The sequence below is a fragment of the Thermostichus sp. OS-CIW-26 genome (assembly GCF_054058395.1).
Map to the genome: position 1 here is coordinate 1 of NZ_JBSSAG010000007.1, position 20788 is coordinate 20788.

Here is a 20788-nt window from a genome sequence, read left to right on the forward strand (position 1 = left end):
TACGGGGGTGAGGCTGGATTCCATTACGTGATCGAGCTGCTCTGGGATGCCTGTAGCGGCTTGCTGGAATCCCTGGTTCCCGGGATCCAATGCCCGCCGTTGCCCCCCCGTGCTTGAGAGATTATTCGTCAGATCTGTATTCTTGATGAAACTTGACAGAATTCTTGATGAAACTTGACAGATAAGTCTGGACAACGGGATCCCTTTTGGCTAACTTTGTGGGCGGGATCAGAGTAGCTCCTGAACAGCTTTGGAAAGTTGGTTTTCTTGCGGTTTGGCCTTATAGCTGTATAGATTCGAGGGTTGTCTCTGACACCAAAGAGACGCTGGAGACAAGTGAGTTGACATTCGCAAATATCAAATATGTGGGAGGGTCACGATGGATGAGCTTTTACCAGGGCTGATTGCCGTTGCCCTTTACGCCTTCTTTAGCTACACCTTAATGGTGATTGGAGAGAAGCTAAACGTGCCGAATGCTTGGTTAGCTTGGATCCCGATTGCTAACATCTGGGTGATGTGTCGAGCTGCTGGTAAACCCGGCTGGTGGGTGATCCTCTTCTTCATTCCCCTAGTCAACTTGATCTTCGGTATCTGGGTGATCTTTGCCATTCCACCCCGCCTGAATAAATCCCGCTGGCTGGGTCTGCTGGTTTTCCTGCCTGTTTTGGGAGCTTTGCTCTACTCAGGCATTCTGGCCTTCACTTGAATTAGCCAGCCTTGCCTTGATACAAACTAAACAATCGAAAAAGTCTACCACTTAAGCAAGTTGAAGCTCTCCATATCGATAGTGGCGCGGTTGCGGTAGATCCCCAGCACGATGGCCAAGCCCACTGCGGCCTCGGCAGCCGCCACAGTGATGACAAACACAGAGAACACCTGGCCGCGAATCATCGCTGAATCGACAAAGTTGGAGAAAGCCATGAAGTTCAGGTTCACCGCATTGAGCATCAGCTCAATCGACATCAGGACGCGAATCGCATTGCGGCTCACAATCAATCCGTAAATACCAATGCAGAAAAGAATCGCTGCCACCACCAAGAAAAACTGCAGTTGCAACATCGCGATGAGCTCCATGTAGATACACAACGACAGGGGCCTCGGGAAAGCTCTAGGTTTTATGGCCGAGAGCAGTCAGCTTTAGCGGGTGCTCACCAGCTCTGCCGGTCGTTCTGACTCTGATTCCAGCTGGGGTCGGGCCCGCTCCAGCAAGCTCAGATCCCCTTCTCCGGCTTGGGGAAGAACAAACTCCCGCCGCGCCAAGACAATGGCCCCAATCAACGCCATCAGCAGCAAAACAGAAGCCAGCTCAAAAGGCAGAAGATAATCGCTGAAGAAGTGGCCGCCGATCACCAACACACTGCTCAAAGGTTGGATCGGCTGCAGCGGCCAAGGGGTGTTCAAAGCCATCGCGGCTAGAAGGGCAAACAGACCCAAACAGACCACCGCCGTCACTCCGTTGCGCAGCCAGCCCAGCTTCAGAGGAGCAAAGTTGTAGCGCCGATTCACCAACATGATGGCAAACAGGATCAACACATTAACCGCGCCGACGTAGATCAGAACTTGGGCTGCGGCCACAAAATCGGCATTCAAGAGGAGATACAACCCGGCCATGCTCAGGAAAACGCCCCCGAGCAGAAAACCGGAATAGACAATGCTGGGGGCCCAAACCACGCCTAGCGCGAAGCCAATGGCCATCGCCGATAGCACCACAAACGTAACCAGTTGTACGCCTTCTCCGAGGGTCATGAGAGATCCGTCCTTAGCCAGTTTCTATTGCTGCTCCCTTACCACTGTACTGTCCTGGCGGATTTAAGAGAAGCCCGACTCCTTTTTCAGATCGATAGAGAAATCTCTAGAGTTGGGTCTCACCAACTGCCGCCCGCTCCGCCACCTCCGCTGCTGCCGCCACCGAAGTCTGAATCTCCACCGAAGTCTGAATCTCCACCGAAGTCTGAATCTGTGTCTGTGTCGCTGAGCTCGGGGATGACCACCTCTCGCTCGCTGCGGTACCCGCAGATAGGACAGCTCAGGATTTCCAGCTTCAAGCCGCTAGAGGAATAGGTGGCTTCCCTGAGAACCTGTGTGGTGAGGTCGAGGGTGAGGGCTTGGCACCGAGGGCAGTAAAGGTGTCGGGAGAGCGTGCCTTCGCGCACAACCACAGCTATTCCTTGACAGGTAGGACAAAACCAGCCGTAGTAGCGAGCTCTGCCGCGGCTCCTGGCCAGGCGATGCTCTTGGGGAAGGTACTTATCCAGAAGCTGGGGCTGGATGAGTCGCATGGGTCGACCACAGGCTTGACAGACCACTGGCTGAAAAGGGATCCCACGCTTCCGGCCCAAGGTGCCGTCAGTGGCCATAGCAGCCACAACTGGCAGAGCGAACCCCAGCCAGTTGCCGCTGGACAATCCTAGGAACACGCCAAGGCAGAGGGATCCCGAATAGAGGAAGAGACGAATGGGGTCGCTCTGAACCGAAGAGAGCACAGCACCTGTTCCTTGATCTCTGCGTGTCAGGGAGAGGACTTGTCTTCCCCCTCGCTCAGCCCTTAGAGAGACGGGCATGCGAGAGCGCTGCCACCCCAGTCCCAAAATGATGATCCCCAGCAGCAGCAGGATCCCTTCCACCAGGGAAGAATCAATGCCCTGGGCCACTGCCGCAGGAACATTTGCAACGGGCTGGCCCTCCAACACCGAGGTCAACTGCCGCACCCCCGCCAGAGTGCCGCCATCAAAATCCCCATTGCGAAACCGAGGCAGGATCTGCTGGTCGATAATCTGCTGGACTCGGCTGTCGGGGAGGATAGCGACCAGGCCCCTGCCCGTTTCGATTTCCACCCGCCGATCCCCTACCGAGATGAGAAACAAAACCCCGTTGTTTTGGCCTGCCTTGCCGATCCCCCAGTAGTTAAATAGCTGCGTGGTGAAGTCTTTTGGTGTTGCATATCCCTGAGTATTCGGCACGGTAACCACTGCCATCTCGGCACTGGTGCGCTGCTCAAGCTGAGTGATAAGACGGTTGAGCTCGTTTTCGGTGCTGCTGCTGAGGATGTTGGCGGTATCGGAAACCCACCCTCCATACTGACGGCGGGGGTTGGGCACTTGTTCAAGGGTAATGGCCCAAGCGGGCTGCGGCAGCAGGGATACAACTAGCAAAACTGCCGCCCAAACTTTCGGCATGGCTTACCTGGCTGAGCGCTGCCTAGGTTCTAGCACAGCTGTCTCGGCTAGACTGGCAGTCCTTTTCCTAGGGAGAGAGGGGAGTTGGGGAACGGTTGAGACAAGCCGCTTCTTGTTGCTAGTAATTGTTAACAGCAACCGGCCCTCAGTCCGGCCAAGGGAGCCAGGCTTCTTCTTGCCATTCCACTTCAAAGCACTCCCGGGCGGCCTGGAGAAAATGTTCGATCAAAGCAGGGATCCCTGGCGCCGTGGGGCAAATGTCGTAGATACCAATCACCTGCGAGCCGGGCAGATACCGTTCCCACAGCTCTAGATTGGGTTGCAATAGGAGGGATCCCTGTTGCAGGATCCCCCAAGGTTGCCACAGTTGGGCGTTGCCCATCAGCTTTTTGCCCTGCCAGCTCAAGTCAGCACGGGTACGGGAGGCAAAGCAACTGGTCTTGTTGCGGTAGCCGGGATCCCGGTGGCTTCGGCCGTGAGCAAAAGCGGGCTCATCTATGGCAATGCCCAGCTCCGCCAACCCCTGCACCCAAAAGCGGCAACAGAAGTCGTACACCCAGGCCCGCTGCAAACTGGGCAACCTGGCTTGCAAGTAAGAAAGGGGCAACACCAAGCTGTAGGTCAGCTCTGCTGCATCCTCAGCCGCCTGATGGAGCACCGCCCTTCCCCCCGTGGGTCGGCGCACAATCGGGATCCCTGGCAGGGGATCTGGCCAAACCTGGTGCCGTCCCAGCGAGAGGGTAAGCTGATCCCAGCCATAAAAGCGCAGGCAGGGGTGAGGGTCATGGCGCAGCCGCTGCAGAAGCCAGGCATCCTGCTCCATTTGCCGGGCCCCAGAGGCCACGCGGTAGGGGAGCCAGTATCCCTGGGATCCCATCCTGGCAAAGCCAGACCTTAAACTTTGGGGAACTCCGCCTGGAGGGGCTCATCATATTCATCGGCCAAGCTGGCCACAATGGTGATGGCCCGGGAAATTTCGCCCGCTGTGATCCCTTCCAAGGTGCGGTAGTGGTTCAGCACCACCTGGTTGTTCCAGATGCAAAAGCGCGCCTCTAGGGTGTCGCTCCAATTCTTCTCCAGGAGCTTCTGCATCAGCTTGGCCGGTTCTGCCACCGGCAGAGAGAGAACGGGAGACCATACCAAAAGAGTGTCTTCTGGGGATTCGCCGCTCAGATGGACGAACACTTCTGCCGTGCCGTAGGTGAATTTCCAGGTGTGACCTTGCTCGTGGTTCTCGTAGGCGGCATCCTCCTTGAGGCTGGAAACCACCGCCGAGACAACCTCAACGTAGCGAACGGACTCTGGAAAAACCTCTGGCGAAGGGTTAAAGGTGCTCATGAGCGGCTCACTGTAGACCATGGTCTTCCCCCTATTCCCTATCCAACCACCTCAACTATACCGCCTGAGACTCCGACCTATCCGGTCATCGCTTTGGGATCCTCAACTCAGGCGAGAATGAAACCGTTGGCAATGGTTCACTAAGTGGCCGGACAGGTGAGGGCAAGCGATCCCCCCCGCCAACTGGAGAGAGAGCCTGTTCAAAAGTCTTTCGAAGAACCTGAGGGAAGCTCTTATGGAATCTCCATCTCATCTCCCCCAGAAGGCCATCGGCATTCTCGGAGCCCTGCCCGAGGAAGTGGCCATGCTCACCGCAGCAATGGAAACCTGCTCCATCCATACCCATCTGGGGCGACAGTTCCACCGGGGATCCCTGGCGGGGCAACCGGTGGTGGTGGTACAAGGTGGGGTGGGCAAGGTGCGGGCGGCAACCACGGCAGCTCTGTTGGTGGCCCATTTCCCTTTGCAGGGGATCATTTTTACCGGTGTGGCCGGGGCCTTGGCCGATCACCTGCACATGGGAGATGTGGTGCTGGCCCATGCGGCGATTGAGCACGACTTTGGCACCGGGCGACCCGAGGGCTTTGTTTTGGGGATCGACTTTATTCCCGAGCTGCGCCACCCACTGGCCGAGGCCGATAGCGCCCTCTACGACCTGATTGTGGCCCATCCCGAGCGGATCCCTCTCCACCCCCTACAAGGCCGGGATCCCGTCATTCATCAAGGCTTGGTGGCCACCGGCGATGTGTTTGTGGCCGACGCAGACCTACGCCGACAAATCCGAGAACGCACCGGCGCTTTGGTGGTGGAGATGGAGGGGGCAGCCGTGGTGCGAGTAGCGCAAGAAGCCGGGATCCCTTGTTTGCTGGTGCGCTCGGTCAGCGATGCAGGGGACGATACGGATTTCTTGAGCTTTTTTCAAACAGCAGCGCTCAACTCGGCAGCAGTTGTCCGCACCATCCTGCAAAACCTGCCCCCCTCCTTGCCTTAGCCCGACTGTGGGGATCCGGGGATCCCCTTTCCCAAGGAAGAGTTGGGCTGGATCGCGTTCGCGTCAGTTGTTCATCTCCCGCTCCAGCTTGGCCATCGAGATCTGGCTTTCCAGGCGGGAAATGCCTTCGCGAAGGGTTGCCACCTGTGCTTCAACTTCATCCAAAGATTTGCGAACCGCTTCTGCCGCGCTCATGTGCTGGTTGCGCCGGACCAAAGCCTCGCGGGCAAGGTCATCTTGGTTCTGTTGGCTGGCTTTCTCAGCCCTGACAAACCAATCTTCGGCCTTTTGCAAAATTTCGTCGTACCGCCGTTCCAGTTGCTTGCGACTGGCCAGGGTTGTGGTGAGGCTGCGCTGCAATTGTTTCAGATCCCGCTCCATCTGCCGGATGCTCACCCTCTGTCGGCTGGGCTTTCTCCACAGCACCTTGCTCAGACCCACCATCACCACCGCAGTAGCAATCCCCACACCCGCAGCTGCCGCCGGATTTTCACGAATCAAAGAACCATCCAAAACATTGACCCCCGCAAAGGCCGAGGTTTGCGTGGCCGTCTCCCGAAACTCCCAAGGCATCACCGGATTGCGTTGCTGCCAGAAGCCTAACCGCGCCGCTTGGGCCGCCTCTTGGGCTTCTAGGTAGCGTTGCCGATTGGCCCCGTGCAAAAAGCGCTCGTAAACCACCGCCTGACCCTGGCGCAACATCTCCAAATTCACCAAACCATCGGCGTTGTACACCTGGGCAATGTGAAGCCCTTCCGGTGTGACATAGAGGGTATCCACCTGCACCAGGGATCCCGTCGGGAGCAAGTTTTGCAAAGCCTCTTGGGATAGCCGCCCCCAGCGCCCTTGGGTCAGCTCCGGCGCATCCACATAGGCCAGACGGAAACGGGTTGGCCTGCCGTTCAAGTCCGCCCAAAAGGTGTCCCCATCTACCACCGACCGCACCCGGGCCGTCCCGGAAGATTGTGCTGCCGCTGGAAGAACAAGCCAACTGCCCGAAAGGACAGCCACAGTCATCAGAAGGGAAGTTCTTGAGGTCATGGGGGTCACTCCTATTGTGCAGAACAAGAACAAAAGTTAAGAAATAATAAGATAGGGAAGTTTCGGGAACCAACCGGAACCCCAGGCCGTCTCCAGGACTTGCTACGGGGCTGGCCACTGTTTTCGCATTGCAATTTCTCATTGCAAAGTCAGCAGGGCCAGCTACTCTCCACGTGAGAGAGGCAAACTTTTCCAGCGGATTCCAGCGGAAAGCTGCGGCTCTTGAAGAGTCGGCCCGTTGGGTTGGCTTAATTTGGGTTAGAGTTTAGCTCACCTTCTGGGGCAACGTCACAGCCCTAGGGCGCAATCTTTGTCCCCCGGATCAAATCACAGGCGCAAGCGATAGGGTTCTTCGTCGGGGAAGTCGGGCAGAGGAGGGGGCAGGATCTCGATCTCTCCGGTGGGCAGCGTTTGCAGCACGGTACCCAACTGGACCAGTTGTTCCAGGACGTACAGGCGGGTATCCCGGTCGGTGGTGGAGTTAAACACGCTCAGCCAAACATCGAATTGGGAACGGCGGCTGAGGGGGCTGCGGGCAATGTTATCCCCCAACTGGCGAAATTCATCTCCAGGCAGGCCCACCTGCTCTCGCCAGGCAGCGGCTTGGTAGTAGTCATTGCGGCCCGCTTCCGCATCCCTCAGAAACATAAAGTTAAGTAGGGCGCGATCCACATAAAGTCGCCAGGCGTCAGGGTTGTTTTGGGGGTTGAACTGCTGCAAGCCGCGATCCAAAATCTCGACGGCTTTTTCCGGCTGGCCAGCCCGATAGGCCAACACCAAACTAGAGAGCCGGTAGCCCAAGAGGAAATGGGGATCCAGCCGCAGCATGTGATCGAAGTAGTCGTAGGCCAGGCCATAGCCAGTCAGGGTTCGAGCCGGTGCATCCCCGTAGTACTGGATCAGCTCCAGCCACAGCCAGGAAGCCCCCAAGTTGCGGTAGCCCAGCCACCCCAGCGTATTGGCCAGGGCAATGTTGCGGTTTTTGCGGGCCTCGGCATTTTCGAATTCTCCCAGATTGATCCGCTCCAGCATCGGCAACTGCAGCCGCACCACCAGGATCCCACACAGAAACGCCCCCCCAACGGCGGCCAGAGTGCCTGCCAGGGAGAAGCGAGAGCGACGACGGGGCAAGGAAGCAGTAGCCATGGCAAGTTTTTTGCGGATCCCTGAGGCTGTCGCGAACAGGGCTACACTCAATCATAAGTTGAACCGTTGAGCCTTTCCCCTGCCCATGGCCGGCTCTGCCCTCTCCGCTTCGGAACGAGCCTTGAGCCTTTACGAGGCTCTGCCCTACCCCAATGTGCCCCTCTCGCAGACGGCTCGCAATGCCCTGCCGGAGATGTTCAAGATGAGCTATACCACGGCTCAGTACCTGCGCACCCATACCATCGTCCCGCCAGAGGGCAAGGTGTTGTTGAATGCCGGCTGTGGCTCCGGCTGGGAAACGTTGATGATGGCCGAGGCCAATCCAGGGGCCCAGATTGTTGCCTGTGATCTGTCTCCGGCTTCGGTCAAGCTTACCGAGGAACGCCTGCGCCACCACGGCTTCACAGATGCCGAATTTTATGTCCTCAATCTGCTGGAGCTGGAGCGTCTGGGGATCCAATTCGATTTCATTAGCCTCAATGATGTTTTGTATTTGCTGGAGGATCCCACCGAGGGCCTGCGGGCCATGAAAAATGTCCTCAAGCCCGATGGCATCATCCGGGCCAATCTCCACAGCCGCTATCAACGGCAGGTGTTTTTCCGCCTGCAAGAGGGGTTGCAAAAGGTGGGGCAATTTGACGTTCCGCCAGCAGTAGGGGCCAAGAATGTGCGGGAGTTCATGGGATCCCTTCGGGAAGAAGTGGCCCAGGCGGTGCTCTGGAACCCGGCCAACTATGCCGAAGATGCGGCCATTATGAATAATTACCTACTCTCCAACGACAAGGGGTTCACGATCCCCGACCTGTTTCGCATGTTGCAGCAGGCGGGGTTGAGCTTTTTGAGCTTGGTGGATAGGCCCGACTGGTCGGTGGAGTCTTTGTTTAAAGAGGTGCCTGAGTTTGTGCGGCAGCGGTTGGCAACCCTCAGCATCATGGAGCGGCTGCATCTGTATGAACTCCTTCGCCCTGTCCATCGCCTCATCGACTTTTGGGCGGAGCATGCCGGCTCTTCGCCGGTGCTGCCTTGGAGTGACGAAGATTGGCTGTCGGGATCCGTACAATTCAATCCCCTGTTGATGGACAACCCCCGCTTTCGCCAGGAGTACAGCAAAGCCCTGCAAGAGAAGCGGCCCTACGAAATGCAGTGGACAGGGGCCACCCACGGGCGGATCAGCATCCCTGCCGAGAAAGTGAGCTGGTTGGCGCCACTGCTTCAAGGACCAACGCCGGTTCGAGAGCTGATTCAACAGGCCGTCCAGTTGGGATCCCCAGATGAAGAACGAACAACCGCTGAGGTGCTGACCTTCCTAACCAACCTAGAAGACTTTCTTTTTTTGATGCTGCAATAGGCAGCTGATACATTTACGCTGAACACTGCTGAACATCACTGTTCAACTATGCAGCGATAGCATTCTGTTTGTTTCCAAACAGAATGGCGGTATCCCGCAAAGCTTTGAGTAGAATACCCAAAGCGCAGTTTCCGTGTCGTCCTACTACCAATTTTCTGCTTTGCTTTGGCTACCATGTTGGCAGACTCGAAAGTAAACAGAAAGATCAACTGGTAGTAATCCGTACTGAACACATTATACATTATTTTCAGTATAGTTGAGCTTATTATTGACTAGAGTCATGCTCCCCAAGTTCTGGCTGCCCATACCTGTCTGTTGTTTGTAACCTATGAGTCAGATGTCTGCCCGGTCGGGATCTTACTGGCGCGCAACCCTGACGCGGTGGTTCCCACAGCCTCTGGATCGCTGGGTGGCCGGGATCACCCTCTGCAACCTGGCCATCGGGGTGATCCTGGTGGTGTTGGGCAACCACACAGCTCCTTACGTGCGGGACTTTAACTGGCAACAGCAACGGGTGGGGGCGCAAGAAGTGCAGATGGTGCTCACCTTCAACCGCCCGATGGATCCCGTCAGTGTTGAAGAGCATTTGGAGATCCAGCCCCCTCTGCCAGGCCGAATGCGCAAGCTGGGTCGCCGCTTTTTTTGGACGCTGACAGAACCAGCCCCTTACGGCCAGACCTACCGGGTGCGCCTGCAGGCAGCCGTGGATGAACGGGGCCAGCCCATGGCCCAGCCCTTTGAGGGGGAATTCCGCACGCCGGATCGGCAGTTGCTGGGGATCAGCACCGAACCTGCCCAGCGAGGGCGAATGTTTCTGTTCAACCTGGAGACGGGAGCCGCTACTCTGCTGACTCCAGCTGGGGTCAAGGTAACCCAAATGCAGCCCAGTGCTGATGGCCGCTTCGTGTACTATTTCGCCACGGCCACCAACCTACAGCACCAGGATCTGTACCGGCTGGATCTGGAGGATCTGTCTTCGCGGTTGCTGCTGGATCATCAGGGTTACCAAAACCTGCGCTTCCAAGTCTCGCCGACGGGGGAACTGGTGGTGGCAGAGCGGATCCCGCTGCAACGGGATCCCATGGCTGCCGTCCAGACGGAGCTGTGGATCCAGAAAACGAGCCGGGATCCCTTTGAACGTCTAGAGCTGGATACGGCGGTGGGGGGAGATTTTTTCATTAGCCCCGATGAGAGCAGCCTGCTCATCTCGCAGGGACAGGGGGTGGGGATCGTACCCTTGCATCCACGGGCGGCAGCGGAGAGCTTTCTAGCCCAGTTCGGCCAAACCTTAGCCATCCGCCCCGATGGGGCTTTCGGGGCTTTGCTGCGCTTCAATCCCGACTACACCCGCAGCCTCTCCATCGTCAGCAATACCGGCAACAGCGAGGAGATTTTGAGAACCCAGGGATCCATCCTGAAAGGGGCTTTTTCCCCGCGGGCGCCCATCTTCTACGCCTTGGTCAGTGAGGTCTCTCACGTTAGCGGTGCGGAGCATTATTCTGTTGGCGAGGTCGCGATGGACTCCCCCAGCTACACCGAGTCGCCCCGCCTGCTGGCGATAACGCTCGGCACTGAAGCAGGCAACGCCATAGAGGTGGTTCGAGCCACCTATCCCGTCGATCTGGACTTCAGCATTTCCCCGGATGGACGCATGCTGGCCTACACGCTCTTGGAACCGTTCCCAGGGATCCCGGATCCCTCGGCTCCCCTTAGCCGTAGCGGGCAAGCCATCATGGCCTCGCAAGTGTGGTTGGTGGATTTGCAGGACGGGCTGCCCATTCCTGATGGACAAAGTGGTTCGCACCGCTGGCGGGAACGCCGCCTACCGCTGGGCAGCAGCGCCCTAGCCTGGATCCCTTAGGGCGAGAAAGCCACTTGGAGAACAAACCTGCCTAGAATCAAGACAGGGTGTGCGAGGAGAGGTGATATGCGGCTCATTGACGAGCAGGGGCGGCTTTTGGGAAAGGTCAGCCTCTTGGATCTGGGAGCTCTGGCAATTGTGGTGGTGGCCATTGTCGCCGTCTTGTTCTTTCCGGGTCGGCAGGCGGGCAGTGTCGTCCAGGTGGGAGGTGGCCCCACGCTGCCGGTGGAAGTGGATATGATCGTGCGCGGGATCAGCAGCCGCTCTATGGAACCTTTTCAGGCGGGGCAGAAGGCTGACCTGATCATCCGCAACCAGCCCTACGGCCAGGTGGAGGTGGTGCGAGTGGAAAATGTCAGCCGTACGGTGCCAGTGGTTTTCCCCGATGGGCGGGTGCAGAACTTGCCCGATCCCGAAGCCTATCGCCTCGACCTGGTATTTACGTTGCGAGGGCGCGGCCAGCGGACGGAGAATGGCATCGTCCTGGGCAACAATCGCGTCAAAATCGGTGTTCCCCTAGAGCTAGAGACCTTTGACTACAACTTGCGCGGCACCGTGATGGACGTGCGGCTGCCGCAATCGTAGAGCATGACTCTAGTCAATAATAAGCTCAACTATACTGAAAATAATGTATAACATGTTCAGTACGGATTACTACCAGTTGATCTTTCTGTTTACTTTCGAGTCTGCCAACATGGTAGCCAAAGCAAAGCAGAAAATTGGTAGTAAGACGACACGGAAACTGCGCTTTGGGTATTCTACTCAAAGCTTTGCGGGATACCGCCATTCTGGTTGGAAACAAACAGAATGCTATCGCTGCATAGTTGAACAGTGATGTTCAGCAGTGTTCAGCGTAAATGTATCAGGATGTCAACCCCAATGCAGCTACAGGAAATTGCCCAAAAATTGGGGTGTGCCTACGAGGGGGATCCCACCCTGGAAATTCACAGCGTGGCCAGCCTGGCGGAGGCTCGCCCAGGGGAGCTGAGCTTTCTCAGCGAGGCCCGCTACCTACCTCTCTTGGAGCAAACCCAGGCCAGCGCCGTCATCGTGGAGGAAGGGCTGGCTTTGCCCTGTTCCATTGCCTGCTTGCGGGGCAGGGATCCCCGTCTGCTCTTTGCCCAGGCCATTGAGCTGTTCTACCAACCCTACCGCCTGCCCGTTGGCATCCACCCCACCGCTGTGATCGATTCCAGCGTCGAGCTGGGGGAGGGGGTGGCCATCGGGCCGCACGCGGTGGTGATGGAGGGAGTGAAAATTGGCGACCACACCCAAATTCACCCCAATGTCACCATCTATCCCCACGTGCGGATTGGATCCCGGTGTCAGCTTTTCGCCAACTGCGTTATTCACGAGCGCACAGAAATTGGCGACGACTGTCTGATCCACAGCGGCGCTGTTATCGGCGACGACGGCTTTGGCCACATTCCTCTGGCAGATGGCTCCTGGCGGCGCATGCTGCAGGCGGGCCGAGTGGTGCTGGAAGACAACGTGGAGGTAGGCAGCAACACCACCATCGATCGGGCTGCTGTTGGGGAAACCCGCATTGGCCGGGGCACCAAGATCGACAATCTGGTGCAAATTGGCCACAGCGTGAGGACGGGATCCCACTGCCTGATCATCGCTCAGGTGGGCATTGCCGGCAGCACCCAGTTGGGCCACCACGTCATCTTGGCCGGGCAATGTGGCTTGGCCGGGCATCTTCACATCGGCGATGGCGTGCGTGTAGCCGCCCAGACAGGTGTAACCAGCGATATCCCTGCTGGTCAAACGGTGGCCGGCTACCCCCACCAACCCATTGCCGAATGGCGCAAGAGCATGGCCGTCCAGCGGCACTTGCCTGAGCTGCAACGTACCTTGCGCAAGCTGGAAGCTCGTGTGGCCAAGCTGGAACAGAACGAGGAATCATAAGAGACGGCAAAAGACGTGGATCCACATAAGTCTCCCGCCTTGTCCTGTCGGCCCTAGCTCTGCTCCAGCAACGACCGCAAAGTGTTCAGGTACTCGTTGATGTTGCGCCGGTTGCCGCCGAAATCATATTCCCCAACACGGCCTTCGGAAGTAATGTGTAGACGAGTATGGCCAGGATCCCCTTCTATTGGCGACAGCGAAACCGTTAGATCGTCCACGAACTTAAAAAAGTTGGTGCGGGAGATCCCCTTCACTTCCATCGCCTCAGCATCCACAGAGACCAGTTCCCCCCGCTTCCAAACTTGAAAGGCTTGCTCAGCCGCTTTTAACACCTGGTCTGGGCTAGCTGCAATCACAACTTCCTGTTGGGCGCGATTGTAGGGGGATCCACCCAGGGTGGCCGCTTGTGCGGTGGGGATCCCGCTTGCCAAGCCGAAAAGCAGCACCGCTATCACCACCAAAAGTTTCCAGAAAGACATGCGGACAAAAGGAGAAGTTTACATCTCTTATTATGCCTTTCAGTTAGTAGAACGCTCCTGTTATCACCCTGTCAGCCTGAAGCAGAGCACCTGCCGGCGGTTCTATCGATGGGTTAGCCTACAGCTAATTCACTTGCCCCGAGTGCAAAAATGCTGGCCCAAGAAAAACTCCAAGAGAAAGCCGAGGAAAAGATTACTCCCCTCACCCGCCAGCAACTGGCGGAGCTCATGCCCTCGGCCCAGGGGCTGCTCAGCGATGAACCCGAAATGGAACACTCCCTGCATGCCCTGCAGCTTTTGATTCTGGTCAGCTGCCTCGCCCGCCTCTGGCAAGACCGCAACGACTACTTCCTCGCCTGGAACCTCACCGTCTACTACAGCCGAGAGCAACTCAAAAATAAAGACTTCCGCGGGCCAGATCTGTTTTTGGTCAAAGGGGTAGAAAACCGCCCCCGCCCTTCTTGGGTGGTGTGGGAAGAAGGTGGCAAATACCCGGACTTGATCATCGAGCTGCTTTCGGAATCGACTGCCAAAGTGGATCGGGGTGAGAAGCGGGAGCTTTACGAAAGGATTTTCAGGACACCGGAGTACTTTTACTATTCTCCGGAGACGCAGGAGTTTATGGGTTTGCGACTGAGGGGGGAGAAGTACGAGGAGATTGAGCCAACGGAGCAGGGCTGGCGCTGGAGCGAGATGCTGGAGCTGTATCTGGGGATCCATAACCAACAACTGCGCTACTTTTTCCCCAATGGGGAGCTGGTGCCTACTCCTGAAGAAGCTGAGAGAATCGAGCGCCAACGTGCTGAGCAAGAGCGACAGCGAGCAGAGCGCCTGGCCCAGAAGCTGCGGGAGCTGGGGGTGGATCCCGATACCTTGTAAGGGTAAAGAGAGGAGAACTGGCAATGACTAACCCGAACCCAATTACTGAGGTGCTGGATCCGGTTTATCTACCCGAGTTGCCCCCCACCCAAGACGAGCTCCCCTACGACGACAGCGAACCTATGGAAAGCTGGCGGCACAGGTGCCAGATGGACTTGCTCATCTCCACTACCCAAACCTGGTTGCAGCAGCGCCCTGATGGCTTTGTCGGTGGCAATATGTTTCTCTACTACAGCTTGGAGCAGACCAGCGGCCGCAATTTCAAAGGGCCGGATTATTTTGTGGTGTTGGGCGTGCCTAAAGGCGAGCGCAAAAGCTGGGTGATTTGGGAGCAGGGCAAAGGGCCGGACGTGGTGATTGAGCTTCTTTCTCCCAGCACTGCCCAGGAGGACAAGACAAGCAAAAAGCAACTTTATGAGCAGATTATCCGGGTGCCGGAGTACTTTTGGTTTGACCCGTTTGATCCAGAAGACTGGGCGGGGTTTCGGCTGAGGGGCGGCCGCTATGAGCCGATTAAAGAGGATGCAGAGGGTTGCTTGCCGAGCGAGGTTTTGGGATTGTGCCTAGTGAAGTGGGAGGGCAGGTTTCGGGACATCGAGGCCACCTGGATTCGCTGGGCCACTGCTGCTGGGGAACTGGTACCCACCGAGGCCGAACTGGAGCGGCAAAGGGCTGAGCAGGCCGAACAACGGGCAGGGCGCCTGGCCCGGAAGCTACGAGAGCTAGGGGTAGATCCAGACGCCCTGTAGACAGCCAAGTAACTCAAGACAACAGATGGATCCCTAGGAGGCCAACAGCAACACAGGTAGCTTTTGAATAGCAGGCCGTAATCCCTTGGGAAAGCGCTCCCGCTTCAAGGGATAGCGATAGTTGAGTTGGGGAATAAGTCTCTCCCATTGATAGGGGTTCAAGCCAGCTACCACTGAACAGAACGGCTCTCTACTGAGCTCTAACCCCTCTTCCATGAGCCTGAGAGCTATGTTGCCTGCAGCTATCTCCAGAGTTTGATTGGCCAGTTGCGGATCCGGATCCCCTAGGAAGATCAGAGCATAGTCTTCTGGCTGAGGACTGCGCAGAATTGGCTCCAGCAAGCCCTCCAGTTCTTGGATAAGCTGCTCTGTCTCCATTTCCCAGTAGGGGAAAAGGCCCACGTTGATCTTGCTCAGGCGGATCCCTTGTGGTTTGGAGGTTTCTGTTATGCTATCTCTAACTCTAATCACTACCAGGTTTTCTGAAGGACTCAGCCAAACCCCTGTGTAATCGACGCTATGCAACCTGAAAAAGGCTCCGATTTCCTGCTCGAAGTCATGAACAGCTTTCCAACATCCCTGCCAGTGTCCGTAATCATCGATTTGGATGAATCCTTGAGAATGAACCTGATCATAGAAATGATGAAAAATATCCATCGTTGATTGATACCAGTCAGCATCTGCATGCAGCAGAGCAATCTCACCCACTTGCTCTCGATAGGCAGGCAAGGTGTCAGCAAACAGCCCTGGCACGGGGACAATGAGATCCCAAACTCCCAGTTCCTTGGCAACCACCTCTAAGTTCTCCGAAATGGGTGCTGCTAAGGCACCGGATCCAAAACCCGTATCGTTGGCACCAACTCCTCGATAATCTCGATCCACCTCTGTTGGATCAGGCATACCTGAGAAGGTATCGAAAGCATATAGCCTGCGAGGTCGACGGCTGTAGTTCTTAATCACCCAGGCCAGCAAAGCTGAGCTTCCACCCCTGCAAACACCACATTCTACAAAGTTCCCAGGAATGTCTTCTTCACAAACCTGCTTAGCCAGTGAATAAAGGCTCCAAAGACGCTCAAAGCCCAGCAAGGTAAAAGATTTAACTTTCTCTAGCATCCTAGACAACTCAAGGTTACAGACCGGATAGTCCTTGAGGTGCTCTGGCAATGTCCAATTCACAGCAGGGTCTGGAATATGCTCAACGGGCTTGACATTGCCTCGCCAGGCCACTCCCATAATTTGCATGGTCTGGTAAATCATCGTGTTCCAGCCCCTGTCTCTCAAGTAATTCAAACCTTCAGCCACATCCGGCGAGGCTAGATCATGAAACAGAATCAAGGCATCCTCAGCAGCATAGCGCTCTGCCACTTGAGCATCCTGCAAGGGGGCTGGTGAGTCATGATTCCCATCGATGAAAATCAGAGACCAGCGACGATCCTCTTGCTGGGCAATTTCCTCTACCTTTTCCGGACTGTAGCCAGGGTAGAGATTGACATTAGAGCGAACTCCAGCCGAGCAGAGAGACTGGTTCACGCTCTCATAAGCCAGTGGATTTTCCAAAATTGGATCGACAACATCGAGAATAACACCTCCTGCTGACAGGTGAGCAGTTGACCAGCCCAACCAACAGCCGATCTCCAGAGCAGATTTTCCTCGAAACTTTAGCGCAGTATTGTACAGAATGTGTGCCTCGTCCCGACTAACAAAGCCGATGGTAGGTTGACGTAGATCCGTATGCCAAAGGTGAGGAACTTCTTTCCGTAGATAAGGCCAGGGGTGAGAGCTTGGCTCGGCCGCAATCATTGAAGGAAAGCTATGGTCAAGATGTATTCTAATCTGGTTAGGCGATACGTAGTCGTATCTCTTGACCGGAGTGGAGATGATGCCTGCATACCGCAAGCTAGCTTCAATCTTAAAACCTTCAGTTGTAAGCGCAATATGAGTTGGTCTCACCTTAACGTCGGCTGTAAGATGTATGATTCCTACTGGATTGTGAGGTGGAAAAGGATCCACCCAAATCTTCCTTTGCAAATCCCATTGGGGCATCTCATAATGGGCTAGCCAGTTGCAATTTAATGGCAAAAGTTCAACTCTATCCAGACCTATATCTCTATAAATAGCCACGTTTAGAGCAAACTGGTCTGTCCACAAATCAAGGCACCTAGAAATAGCTTGACCTAATCTTTTGCCCCATATTGACCAATGAATAGACTGTCTGGCACCAGAAAACACACCAGCATTTAGCAGAGGCTCTATATCTAAACGATCAAATTCCGTGTGGTAGAAGTAAAGGTGGTAGTGCCAAGATATCCAAGTTTGCATCCAGGGTCTATTCTTATGTTTAGCTACTAACTCTGGAACTATTGAGAAGCTCTTTCTTTTTGCTCCTAAGACAAGAAGATCAATCGCAGACCAGTCTTGCACCCAAGCATCTGCATCAATCCAAATGTAAACTTCATAACCTGGGAAATATTCAGGCAAAAAAGGTCTAGAGACCAGCGCTTTGAGGTACCTAGGTTGTTTATCGACATCAGGAACGTTGTAATTCCAATCTGGCTCTACGATATAGTCAACGTACTGACCTATCCATTGCAACTGCTCTGGCGTACACCCTACATCAAAAAATCCAATATCTACAGAGTTGCCCTGTGGCTTTTCTCGAATAGAGAGAATAGTTCCCTGAACCAATTCAAAAAACTTGCTATCGGCACTTGTAACGATGATAGTTGAGTTCATGACTTCTATCTCTCCTCTCTAAGACCTTACTTCTTGTCGAAAAGATGAAATCTGTTTATGTAGCAAAGAGCTCCCTTTTGACCGGCTATGATCTCCCCCTGCCAGAGGAGATGAGAGGGATCCAACATCTGGTCAATCTGCTTGCGGTCTTGTTCTGAGCAAAACTCCACATAGATGACCTTGATGTCTTCGAGCTGCTCTTGCAAGCTGGTCAACACCTTCACCTCCTCTCCACCTGTAGCCACCCTGAGCACATCGATGAACTCCAGACCCAGCTCCTTGAGAGCTGCCCTGGCTTCCCGGAAAGGGAGCAGCTGCTCCACTCCCCACTCGGCCTGAGGATCCTCCGGCCAGAGGCGACGGGTTCTGCAGCTATCCTGCCCCGCTAGCCCCACCGGATGCACAAAGCAGTTGCCCAGGCCAAGAGCATTCTGCTGCAGCAGGTGCAAGGCCAAGGGATCCACCTCAAAACAATAAATGGCCGCCTCAGGGCAGAAACCCCGAAAACAAACGCTACCAAGGCCTACCCCAGCTCCGATGTCGATAACCGTCTGCACCTGACTAGACAGAAACACAGGAAAGTTAAGATACGTCCTCTCGTAAAAAACGGTGTTTGGGTAGAGCTTTACCGAAAACCTGAGTTTGCCAAAGTCAAAGCCAGTCAACACTGCTTCCATTAACTTACTGGCATTGGCCAAAAGAAGTTGGTGGTCCTCTGCCAAGACAAAAGCAAAGTTAGCCCTCACAGGCCGCCCCAGCCGCTGCAAGTCCTGAGCTGTGCACACCACAGCATCAAAACTAGGCCAACTGGCTGGCTCCCCTCTCACCTCGTGAATTCGCTCCGGCACTCCCTTCTGCTGCAGCAGGGCACAGGGATCCCCAAACCCCTCTTCCACATACAGCTCCAGCCGCGGCAGGTCCAGCAAGTCTGCTGCTATCACTTCCGGACAGCCGCAACTATAGCCAATAAGGATTTGAGGGGTGGCTGGAGAGCATGACTCTAGTCAATAATAGGCTCAACTATACTGAAAATAATGTATAATATGTTCAGTACGGATTACTACCAGTTGATCTTTCTGTTTACTTTCGAGTCTGCCAACATGGTAGCCAAAGCAAAGCAGAAAATTGGTAGTAAGACGACACGGAAACTGCGCTTTGGGTATTCTACTCAAAGCTTTGCGGGATACCGCCATTCTGTTTGGAAACAAACAGAATGCTATCGCTGCATAGTTGAACAGTGATGTTCAGCAGTGTTCAGCGTAAATGTATCAGATACTGAATACCGAGTTTGAAGAGGACATCTGTGTTGATTCTGGACAATGTCCTGATTCAAAGGCCTACAGCCTGCTTTCGGGAACGGACGCTATCTTACTGGCTAGCGTCTCATTGTTGTTTGAATTGACCATCAACTGCCTCCCAAACCCTCTGCGCCGCTCAACCCTCATCCCCTGCCCCTCTCCCAGAGGGAGAAGGGAGTAGCAAGGATAAGGGCAACCTAAACCAAATCCGCTGCCACCCGGTGGGCGCAGGCAAAGCCGGAGAAGGCAACGGCATTGAGCCCTTGGCCGGGGAAGGTGCTATCCCCCACGCAGTACAAGTTGGGGATGGCGGTGCGATTGAAGGGCATGCCCAGCAAGCCCCAGGGATCCCGGCTGGGGATGGGCCCATAGGTGCCGTTGCTGCGGCTCAAAAAGCGGCGGTGGGTGCGGGGGGTGCCTATCTCCTTCAGTTCAATGTGGGATCCCAGTTGAGGCCAAAGGGCCTCCAGGCGGCGGATGAGGCGGTCGGCGGCTTGCTGTTTTTGGATCTGGTACTGGCTTGGGCTTAACCCTTGCCAGGTGGATATCCAACTGGGGGTAAAGGCATGAACAATGTGGCGGCCCGGGGGAGCCAGGTCGGGATCCAACAGGGTGGGGATGGAGACGAAAAGGGTGCCCTGCTCAGCCTCCATCTGATCCCAATCTTCCAGGAGAATGTGGTGACAATAGCGTTCGCCGGACAGGGCCTCGACCCGCACCCCCAGGTGCAAGCTCAAGAAGCTGGGGGATTGCTGGTAGCGTTTTTGCCACTGCCGCTCCGCCCTGGGCAGGGATCCCGGCCATAGGCGCTCAAAGGTGTCCCAGCGGGTGGCATTGGAGATGATTGTGCGGGCAAAGAGCTTTTCCCCGCTGGCCAGTTCTACGCCCACCGCCCGACCTCTTTCTTCCAGGATCCGCCGCACGGGTGCTTTGTAGCGGATCTGCCCGCCATGGGCCTCTAGCCCCTGGGCCAACTTTTGGGCGATCTGCCCCACCCCCCCTTTGGGATAGTTAATACCGCCGTAGTGTCGGTCACAAAACACCATCCCGGCATTGATGATGGGCGTGCGATCCGCCGGCACCACCGACCAGCAGTAGCACTCCATATCCACAAAGCGCAGCAAATCCGGATCCCGCAGACAGCGCCGCGCTACCTGGCCCACATTCACCGGCAAATAGCGCGCCAAGGTCAGGCAGCCGAGGGGATTGCTCACAAAAGAACGAAATAGATAGCCCCACTCCTCCAACGAGAGCAGCTCCATGGCGTTGAGGCTGTTGAAGATGGGCCACAGGCTATCGTAGAACCGGCGAATGCCGGCGGCTTCCCGGGGAAAGTAGCCGGATAGCTCCTGCAAAAACTGCTCGTAATCCCGGTGTACTCGGGGATTCAGCCCCTTGGGCAGGTGGTAGGCAATCTGCACCGGATCGGGGATAGAGTCTATGGACTGGCCCACGGCTGCCAAGGCGCGGGTCAGCAAGTTGGTGGTACCCTGGGTGCCCAACCCAAAGATCATGGAAGCGCCCACGTCGAAGCGGTAGCTCCCCTTGCCTAAGGGATCCGGACGCTCAAAATAGCCGGCACTGCCCCCTGGAATGAGGTATTTCTCCAGCACCAGCACACGGTATCCTTTGGCAGCCAACTGGCTGGCCGCGACCAATCCCCCGATCCCAGCACCGATGACGATGGCATCCCAAGCAGGGGAAGGGGTGTACAGAGCCTGCAAGAGGGTCTGAGAAGGCAAAGTTGAGGTCAAGGGATCCCTCTGGAAACTCAAACGCAAGATCAGTATCTTTACCGTACCAGAGGTTCTAGGGTTTCCCCATGAGTTGAGCTCCCC

The 20788-nt window shown here is 55.9% G+C and carries 19 protein-coding genes and 1 pseudogene; 9 read left to right on the forward strand and 11 right to left on the reverse strand.

Annotation, left to right across the window (positions count from 1 at the left end):
- The first annotated feature begins 379 nt into the window (after positions 1 to 379).
- A complete protein-coding gene (locus ACVW0C_RS04700) occupies positions 380 to 706 on the forward strand; it encodes a DUF5684 domain-containing protein (RefSeq protein ID WP_011432901.1) in 327 nt (108 codons plus the stop codon).
- A gap of 44 nt (positions 707 to 750) precedes the next feature.
- Here ACVW0C_RS04700 and nuoK read toward each other — a convergent pair whose 3' ends face one another.
- From nuoK to ACVW0C_RS04725, 5 genes are all read right to left on the reverse strand, one after another.
- Complete coding sequence (nuoK, locus tag ACVW0C_RS04705; RefSeq protein WP_414328814.1) at positions 751 to 1056, reverse strand: NADH-quinone oxidoreductase subunit NuoK; 306 nt, start codon at positions 1054 to 1056, stop codon at positions 751 to 753.
- 81 nt (positions 1057 to 1137) lie between these two features.
- Entirely contained in the window at positions 1138 to 1746 is a 609-nt protein-coding gene (locus ACVW0C_RS04710) for an NADH-quinone oxidoreductase subunit J (RefSeq protein ID WP_011432903.1), read from the reverse strand.
- Positions 1747 to 1865: 119 nt separating this feature from the next.
- On the reverse strand, positions 1866 to 3176 hold the full coding sequence (locus ACVW0C_RS04715) for a TPM domain-containing protein (protein ID WP_457384488.1): 1311 nt from the start codon (positions 3174 to 3176) through the stop codon (positions 1866 to 1868).
- Positions 3177 to 3321: 145 nt separating this feature from the next.
- Positions 3322 to 4053, reverse strand: a complete 732-nt coding sequence (locus ACVW0C_RS04720; RefSeq protein ID WP_011432905.1) for a lipoyl protein ligase domain-containing protein — start codon at positions 4051 to 4053, stop codon at positions 3322 to 3324.
- Between the two features lie 17 nt (positions 4054 to 4070).
- The gene (locus tag ACVW0C_RS04725) at positions 4071 to 4535 is read right to left on the reverse strand and encodes a YbjN domain-containing protein (RefSeq protein WP_011432906.1); all 465 of its coding nucleotides are present in this window, start codon (positions 4533 to 4535) and stop codon (positions 4071 to 4073) included.
- A 214-nt stretch (positions 4536 to 4749) separates the two neighbouring features.
- Here ACVW0C_RS04725 and ACVW0C_RS04730 point away from each other — a divergent pair, with 214 nt between their 5' ends.
- A complete protein-coding gene (locus ACVW0C_RS04730) occupies positions 4750 to 5505 on the forward strand; it encodes a 5'-methylthioadenosine/adenosylhomocysteine nucleosidase (protein ID WP_457384489.1) in 756 nt (251 codons plus the stop codon).
- A gap of 63 nt (positions 5506 to 5568) precedes the next feature.
- Here the strand turns inward: ACVW0C_RS04730 and ACVW0C_RS04735 are convergent, their stop codons facing one another.
- Positions 5569 to 6522 (reverse strand): PspA/IM30 family protein, encoded by a 954-nt coding sequence (locus ACVW0C_RS04735; protein WP_238376937.1) that lies wholly within the window; start codon positions 6520 to 6522, stop codon positions 5569 to 5571.
- A 351-nt stretch (positions 6523 to 6873) separates the two neighbouring features.
- The gene (locus ACVW0C_RS04740) at positions 6874 to 7692 is read right to left on the reverse strand and encodes a hypothetical protein (protein ID WP_457384490.1); all 819 of its coding nucleotides are present in this window, start codon (positions 7690 to 7692) and stop codon (positions 6874 to 6876) included.
- Between the two features lie 85 nt (positions 7693 to 7777).
- Between ACVW0C_RS04740 and ACVW0C_RS04745 the strand changes: the two genes are divergently transcribed.
- The 5 genes and pseudogenes from ACVW0C_RS04745 (at position 7778) to lpxD (ending at position 12812) form a co-directional block, all read left to right on the forward strand.
- The gene (locus ACVW0C_RS04745; protein WP_457384491.1) at positions 7778 to 9040 is read left to right on the forward strand and encodes a class I SAM-dependent methyltransferase; all 1263 of its coding nucleotides are present in this window, start codon (positions 7778 to 7780) and stop codon (positions 9038 to 9040) included.
- Between the two features lie 337 nt (positions 9041 to 9377).
- Entirely contained in the window at positions 9378 to 10901 is a 1524-nt protein-coding gene (locus ACVW0C_RS04750; protein WP_457384492.1) for a hypothetical protein, read from the forward strand.
- Between the two features lie 66 nt (positions 10902 to 10967).
- Positions 10968 to 11486, forward strand: a complete 519-nt coding sequence (locus ACVW0C_RS04755; RefSeq protein ID WP_457384493.1) for a DUF4330 domain-containing protein — start codon at positions 10968 to 10970, stop codon at positions 11484 to 11486.
- A 55-nt stretch (positions 11487 to 11541) separates the two neighbouring features.
- Positions 11542 to 11725: pseudogene (locus ACVW0C_RS04760) on the forward strand (hypothetical protein); the annotation flags it as partial.
- 43 nt (positions 11726 to 11768) lie between these two features.
- Positions 11769 to 12812 carry a UDP-3-O-(3-hydroxymyristoyl)glucosamine N-acyltransferase gene (gene lpxD / locus ACVW0C_RS04765; RefSeq protein ID WP_457384494.1) on the forward strand — a complete coding sequence of 348 codons (1044 nt, stop codon included), beginning with the start codon at positions 11769 to 11771 and terminating at the stop codon, positions 12810 to 12812.
- A 53-nt stretch (positions 12813 to 12865) separates the two neighbouring features.
- On the opposite strand, the gene ACVW0C_RS04770 is transcribed toward lpxD, so the two are convergent.
- Positions 12866 to 13291, reverse strand: a complete 426-nt coding sequence (locus tag ACVW0C_RS04770; protein WP_457384495.1) for a DUF1499 domain-containing protein — start codon at positions 13289 to 13291, stop codon at positions 12866 to 12868.
- Positions 13292 to 13441: 150 nt separating this feature from the next.
- Here ACVW0C_RS04770 and ACVW0C_RS04775 point away from each other — a divergent pair, with 150 nt between their 5' ends.
- Together ACVW0C_RS04775 and ACVW0C_RS04780 are read left to right on the forward strand one after the other, a co-directional pair.
- A complete protein-coding gene (locus tag ACVW0C_RS04775) occupies positions 13442 to 14170 on the forward strand; it encodes a Uma2 family endonuclease (RefSeq protein WP_457384496.1) in 729 nt (242 codons plus the stop codon).
- Positions 14171 to 14193: 23 nt separating this feature from the next.
- Positions 14194 to 14919: a Uma2 family endonuclease gene (locus tag ACVW0C_RS04780; RefSeq protein ID WP_457384497.1), complete on the forward strand. Its 726-nt coding sequence runs from the start codon at positions 14194 to 14196 to the stop codon at positions 14917 to 14919.
- A 33-nt stretch (positions 14920 to 14952) separates the two neighbouring features.
- On the opposite strand, the gene ACVW0C_RS04785 is transcribed toward ACVW0C_RS04780, so the two are convergent.
- From ACVW0C_RS04785 to crtH, 3 genes are all read right to left on the reverse strand, one after another.
- Positions 14953 to 17652: a class I SAM-dependent methyltransferase gene (locus tag ACVW0C_RS04785; protein WP_457384498.1), complete on the reverse strand. Its 2700-nt coding sequence runs from the start codon at positions 17650 to 17652 to the stop codon at positions 14953 to 14955.
- A 26-nt stretch (positions 17653 to 17678) separates the two neighbouring features.
- Positions 17679 to 18578, reverse strand: coding sequence for a hypothetical protein (locus ACVW0C_RS04790; RefSeq protein ID WP_457384499.1), 900 nt, complete (start codon positions 18576 to 18578; stop codon positions 17679 to 17681).
- A 569-nt stretch (positions 18579 to 19147) separates the two neighbouring features.
- On the reverse strand, positions 19148 to 20704 hold the full coding sequence (crtH, locus tag ACVW0C_RS04795; RefSeq protein ID WP_457384500.1) for a carotenoid isomerase: 1557 nt from the start codon (positions 20702 to 20704) through the stop codon (positions 19148 to 19150).
- Positions 20705 to 20788 lie beyond the last annotated feature (84 nt).

Coding starts and splice junctions, on each gene's coding strand:
- ACVW0C_RS04700 (WP_011432901.1), top strand. CDS start 380: ATGGATGAGCTTTTACCAGGGCTGATTGCCGTTGCCCTTTACGCCTTC.
- ACVW0C_RS04710 (WP_011432903.1), bottom strand. CDS start 1,746: ATGACCCTCGGAGAAGGCGTACAACTGGTTACGTTTGTGGTGCTATCG.
- ACVW0C_RS04715 (WP_457384488.1), bottom strand. CDS start 3,176: ATGCCGAAAGTTTGGGCGGCAGTTTTGCTAGTTGTATCCCTGCTGCCG.
- ACVW0C_RS04720 (WP_011432905.1), bottom strand. CDS start 4,053: ATGGGATCCCAGGGATACTGGCTCCCCTACCGCGTGGCCTCTGGGGCC.
- ACVW0C_RS04725 (WP_011432906.1), bottom strand. CDS start 4,535: ATGGTCTACAGTGAGCCGCTCATGAGCACCTTTAACCCTTCGCCAGAG.
- ACVW0C_RS04730 (WP_457384489.1), top strand. CDS start 4,750: ATGGAATCTCCATCTCATCTCCCCCAGAAGGCCATCGGCATTCTCGGA.
- ACVW0C_RS04735 (WP_238376937.1), bottom strand. CDS start 6,522: ATGACTGTGGCTGTCCTTTCGGGCAGTTGGCTTGTTCTTCCAGCGGCA.
- ACVW0C_RS04740 (WP_457384490.1), bottom strand. CDS start 7,692: ATGGCTACTGCTTCCTTGCCCCGTCGTCGCTCTCGCTTCTCCCTGGCA.
- ACVW0C_RS04745 (WP_457384491.1), top strand. CDS start 7,778: ATGGCCGGCTCTGCCCTCTCCGCTTCGGAACGAGCCTTGAGCCTTTAC.
- ACVW0C_RS04750 (WP_457384492.1), top strand. CDS start 9,378: ATGTCTGCCCGGTCGGGATCTTACTGGCGCGCAACCCTGACGCGGTGG.
- ACVW0C_RS04755 (WP_457384493.1), top strand. CDS start 10,968: ATGCGGCTCATTGACGAGCAGGGGCGGCTTTTGGGAAAGGTCAGCCTC.
- lpxD (WP_457384494.1), top strand. CDS start 11,769: ATGTCAACCCCAATGCAGCTACAGGAAATTGCCCAAAAATTGGGGTGT.
- ACVW0C_RS04770 (WP_457384495.1), bottom strand. CDS start 13,291: ATGTCTTTCTGGAAACTTTTGGTGGTGATAGCGGTGCTGCTTTTCGGC.
- ACVW0C_RS04775 (WP_457384496.1), top strand. CDS start 13,442: ATGCTGGCCCAAGAAAAACTCCAAGAGAAAGCCGAGGAAAAGATTACT.
- ACVW0C_RS04780 (WP_457384497.1), top strand. CDS start 14,194: ATGACTAACCCGAACCCAATTACTGAGGTGCTGGATCCGGTTTATCTA.
- ACVW0C_RS04785 (WP_457384498.1), bottom strand. CDS start 17,652: ATGAACTCAACTATCATCGTTACAAGTGCCGATAGCAAGTTTTTTGAA.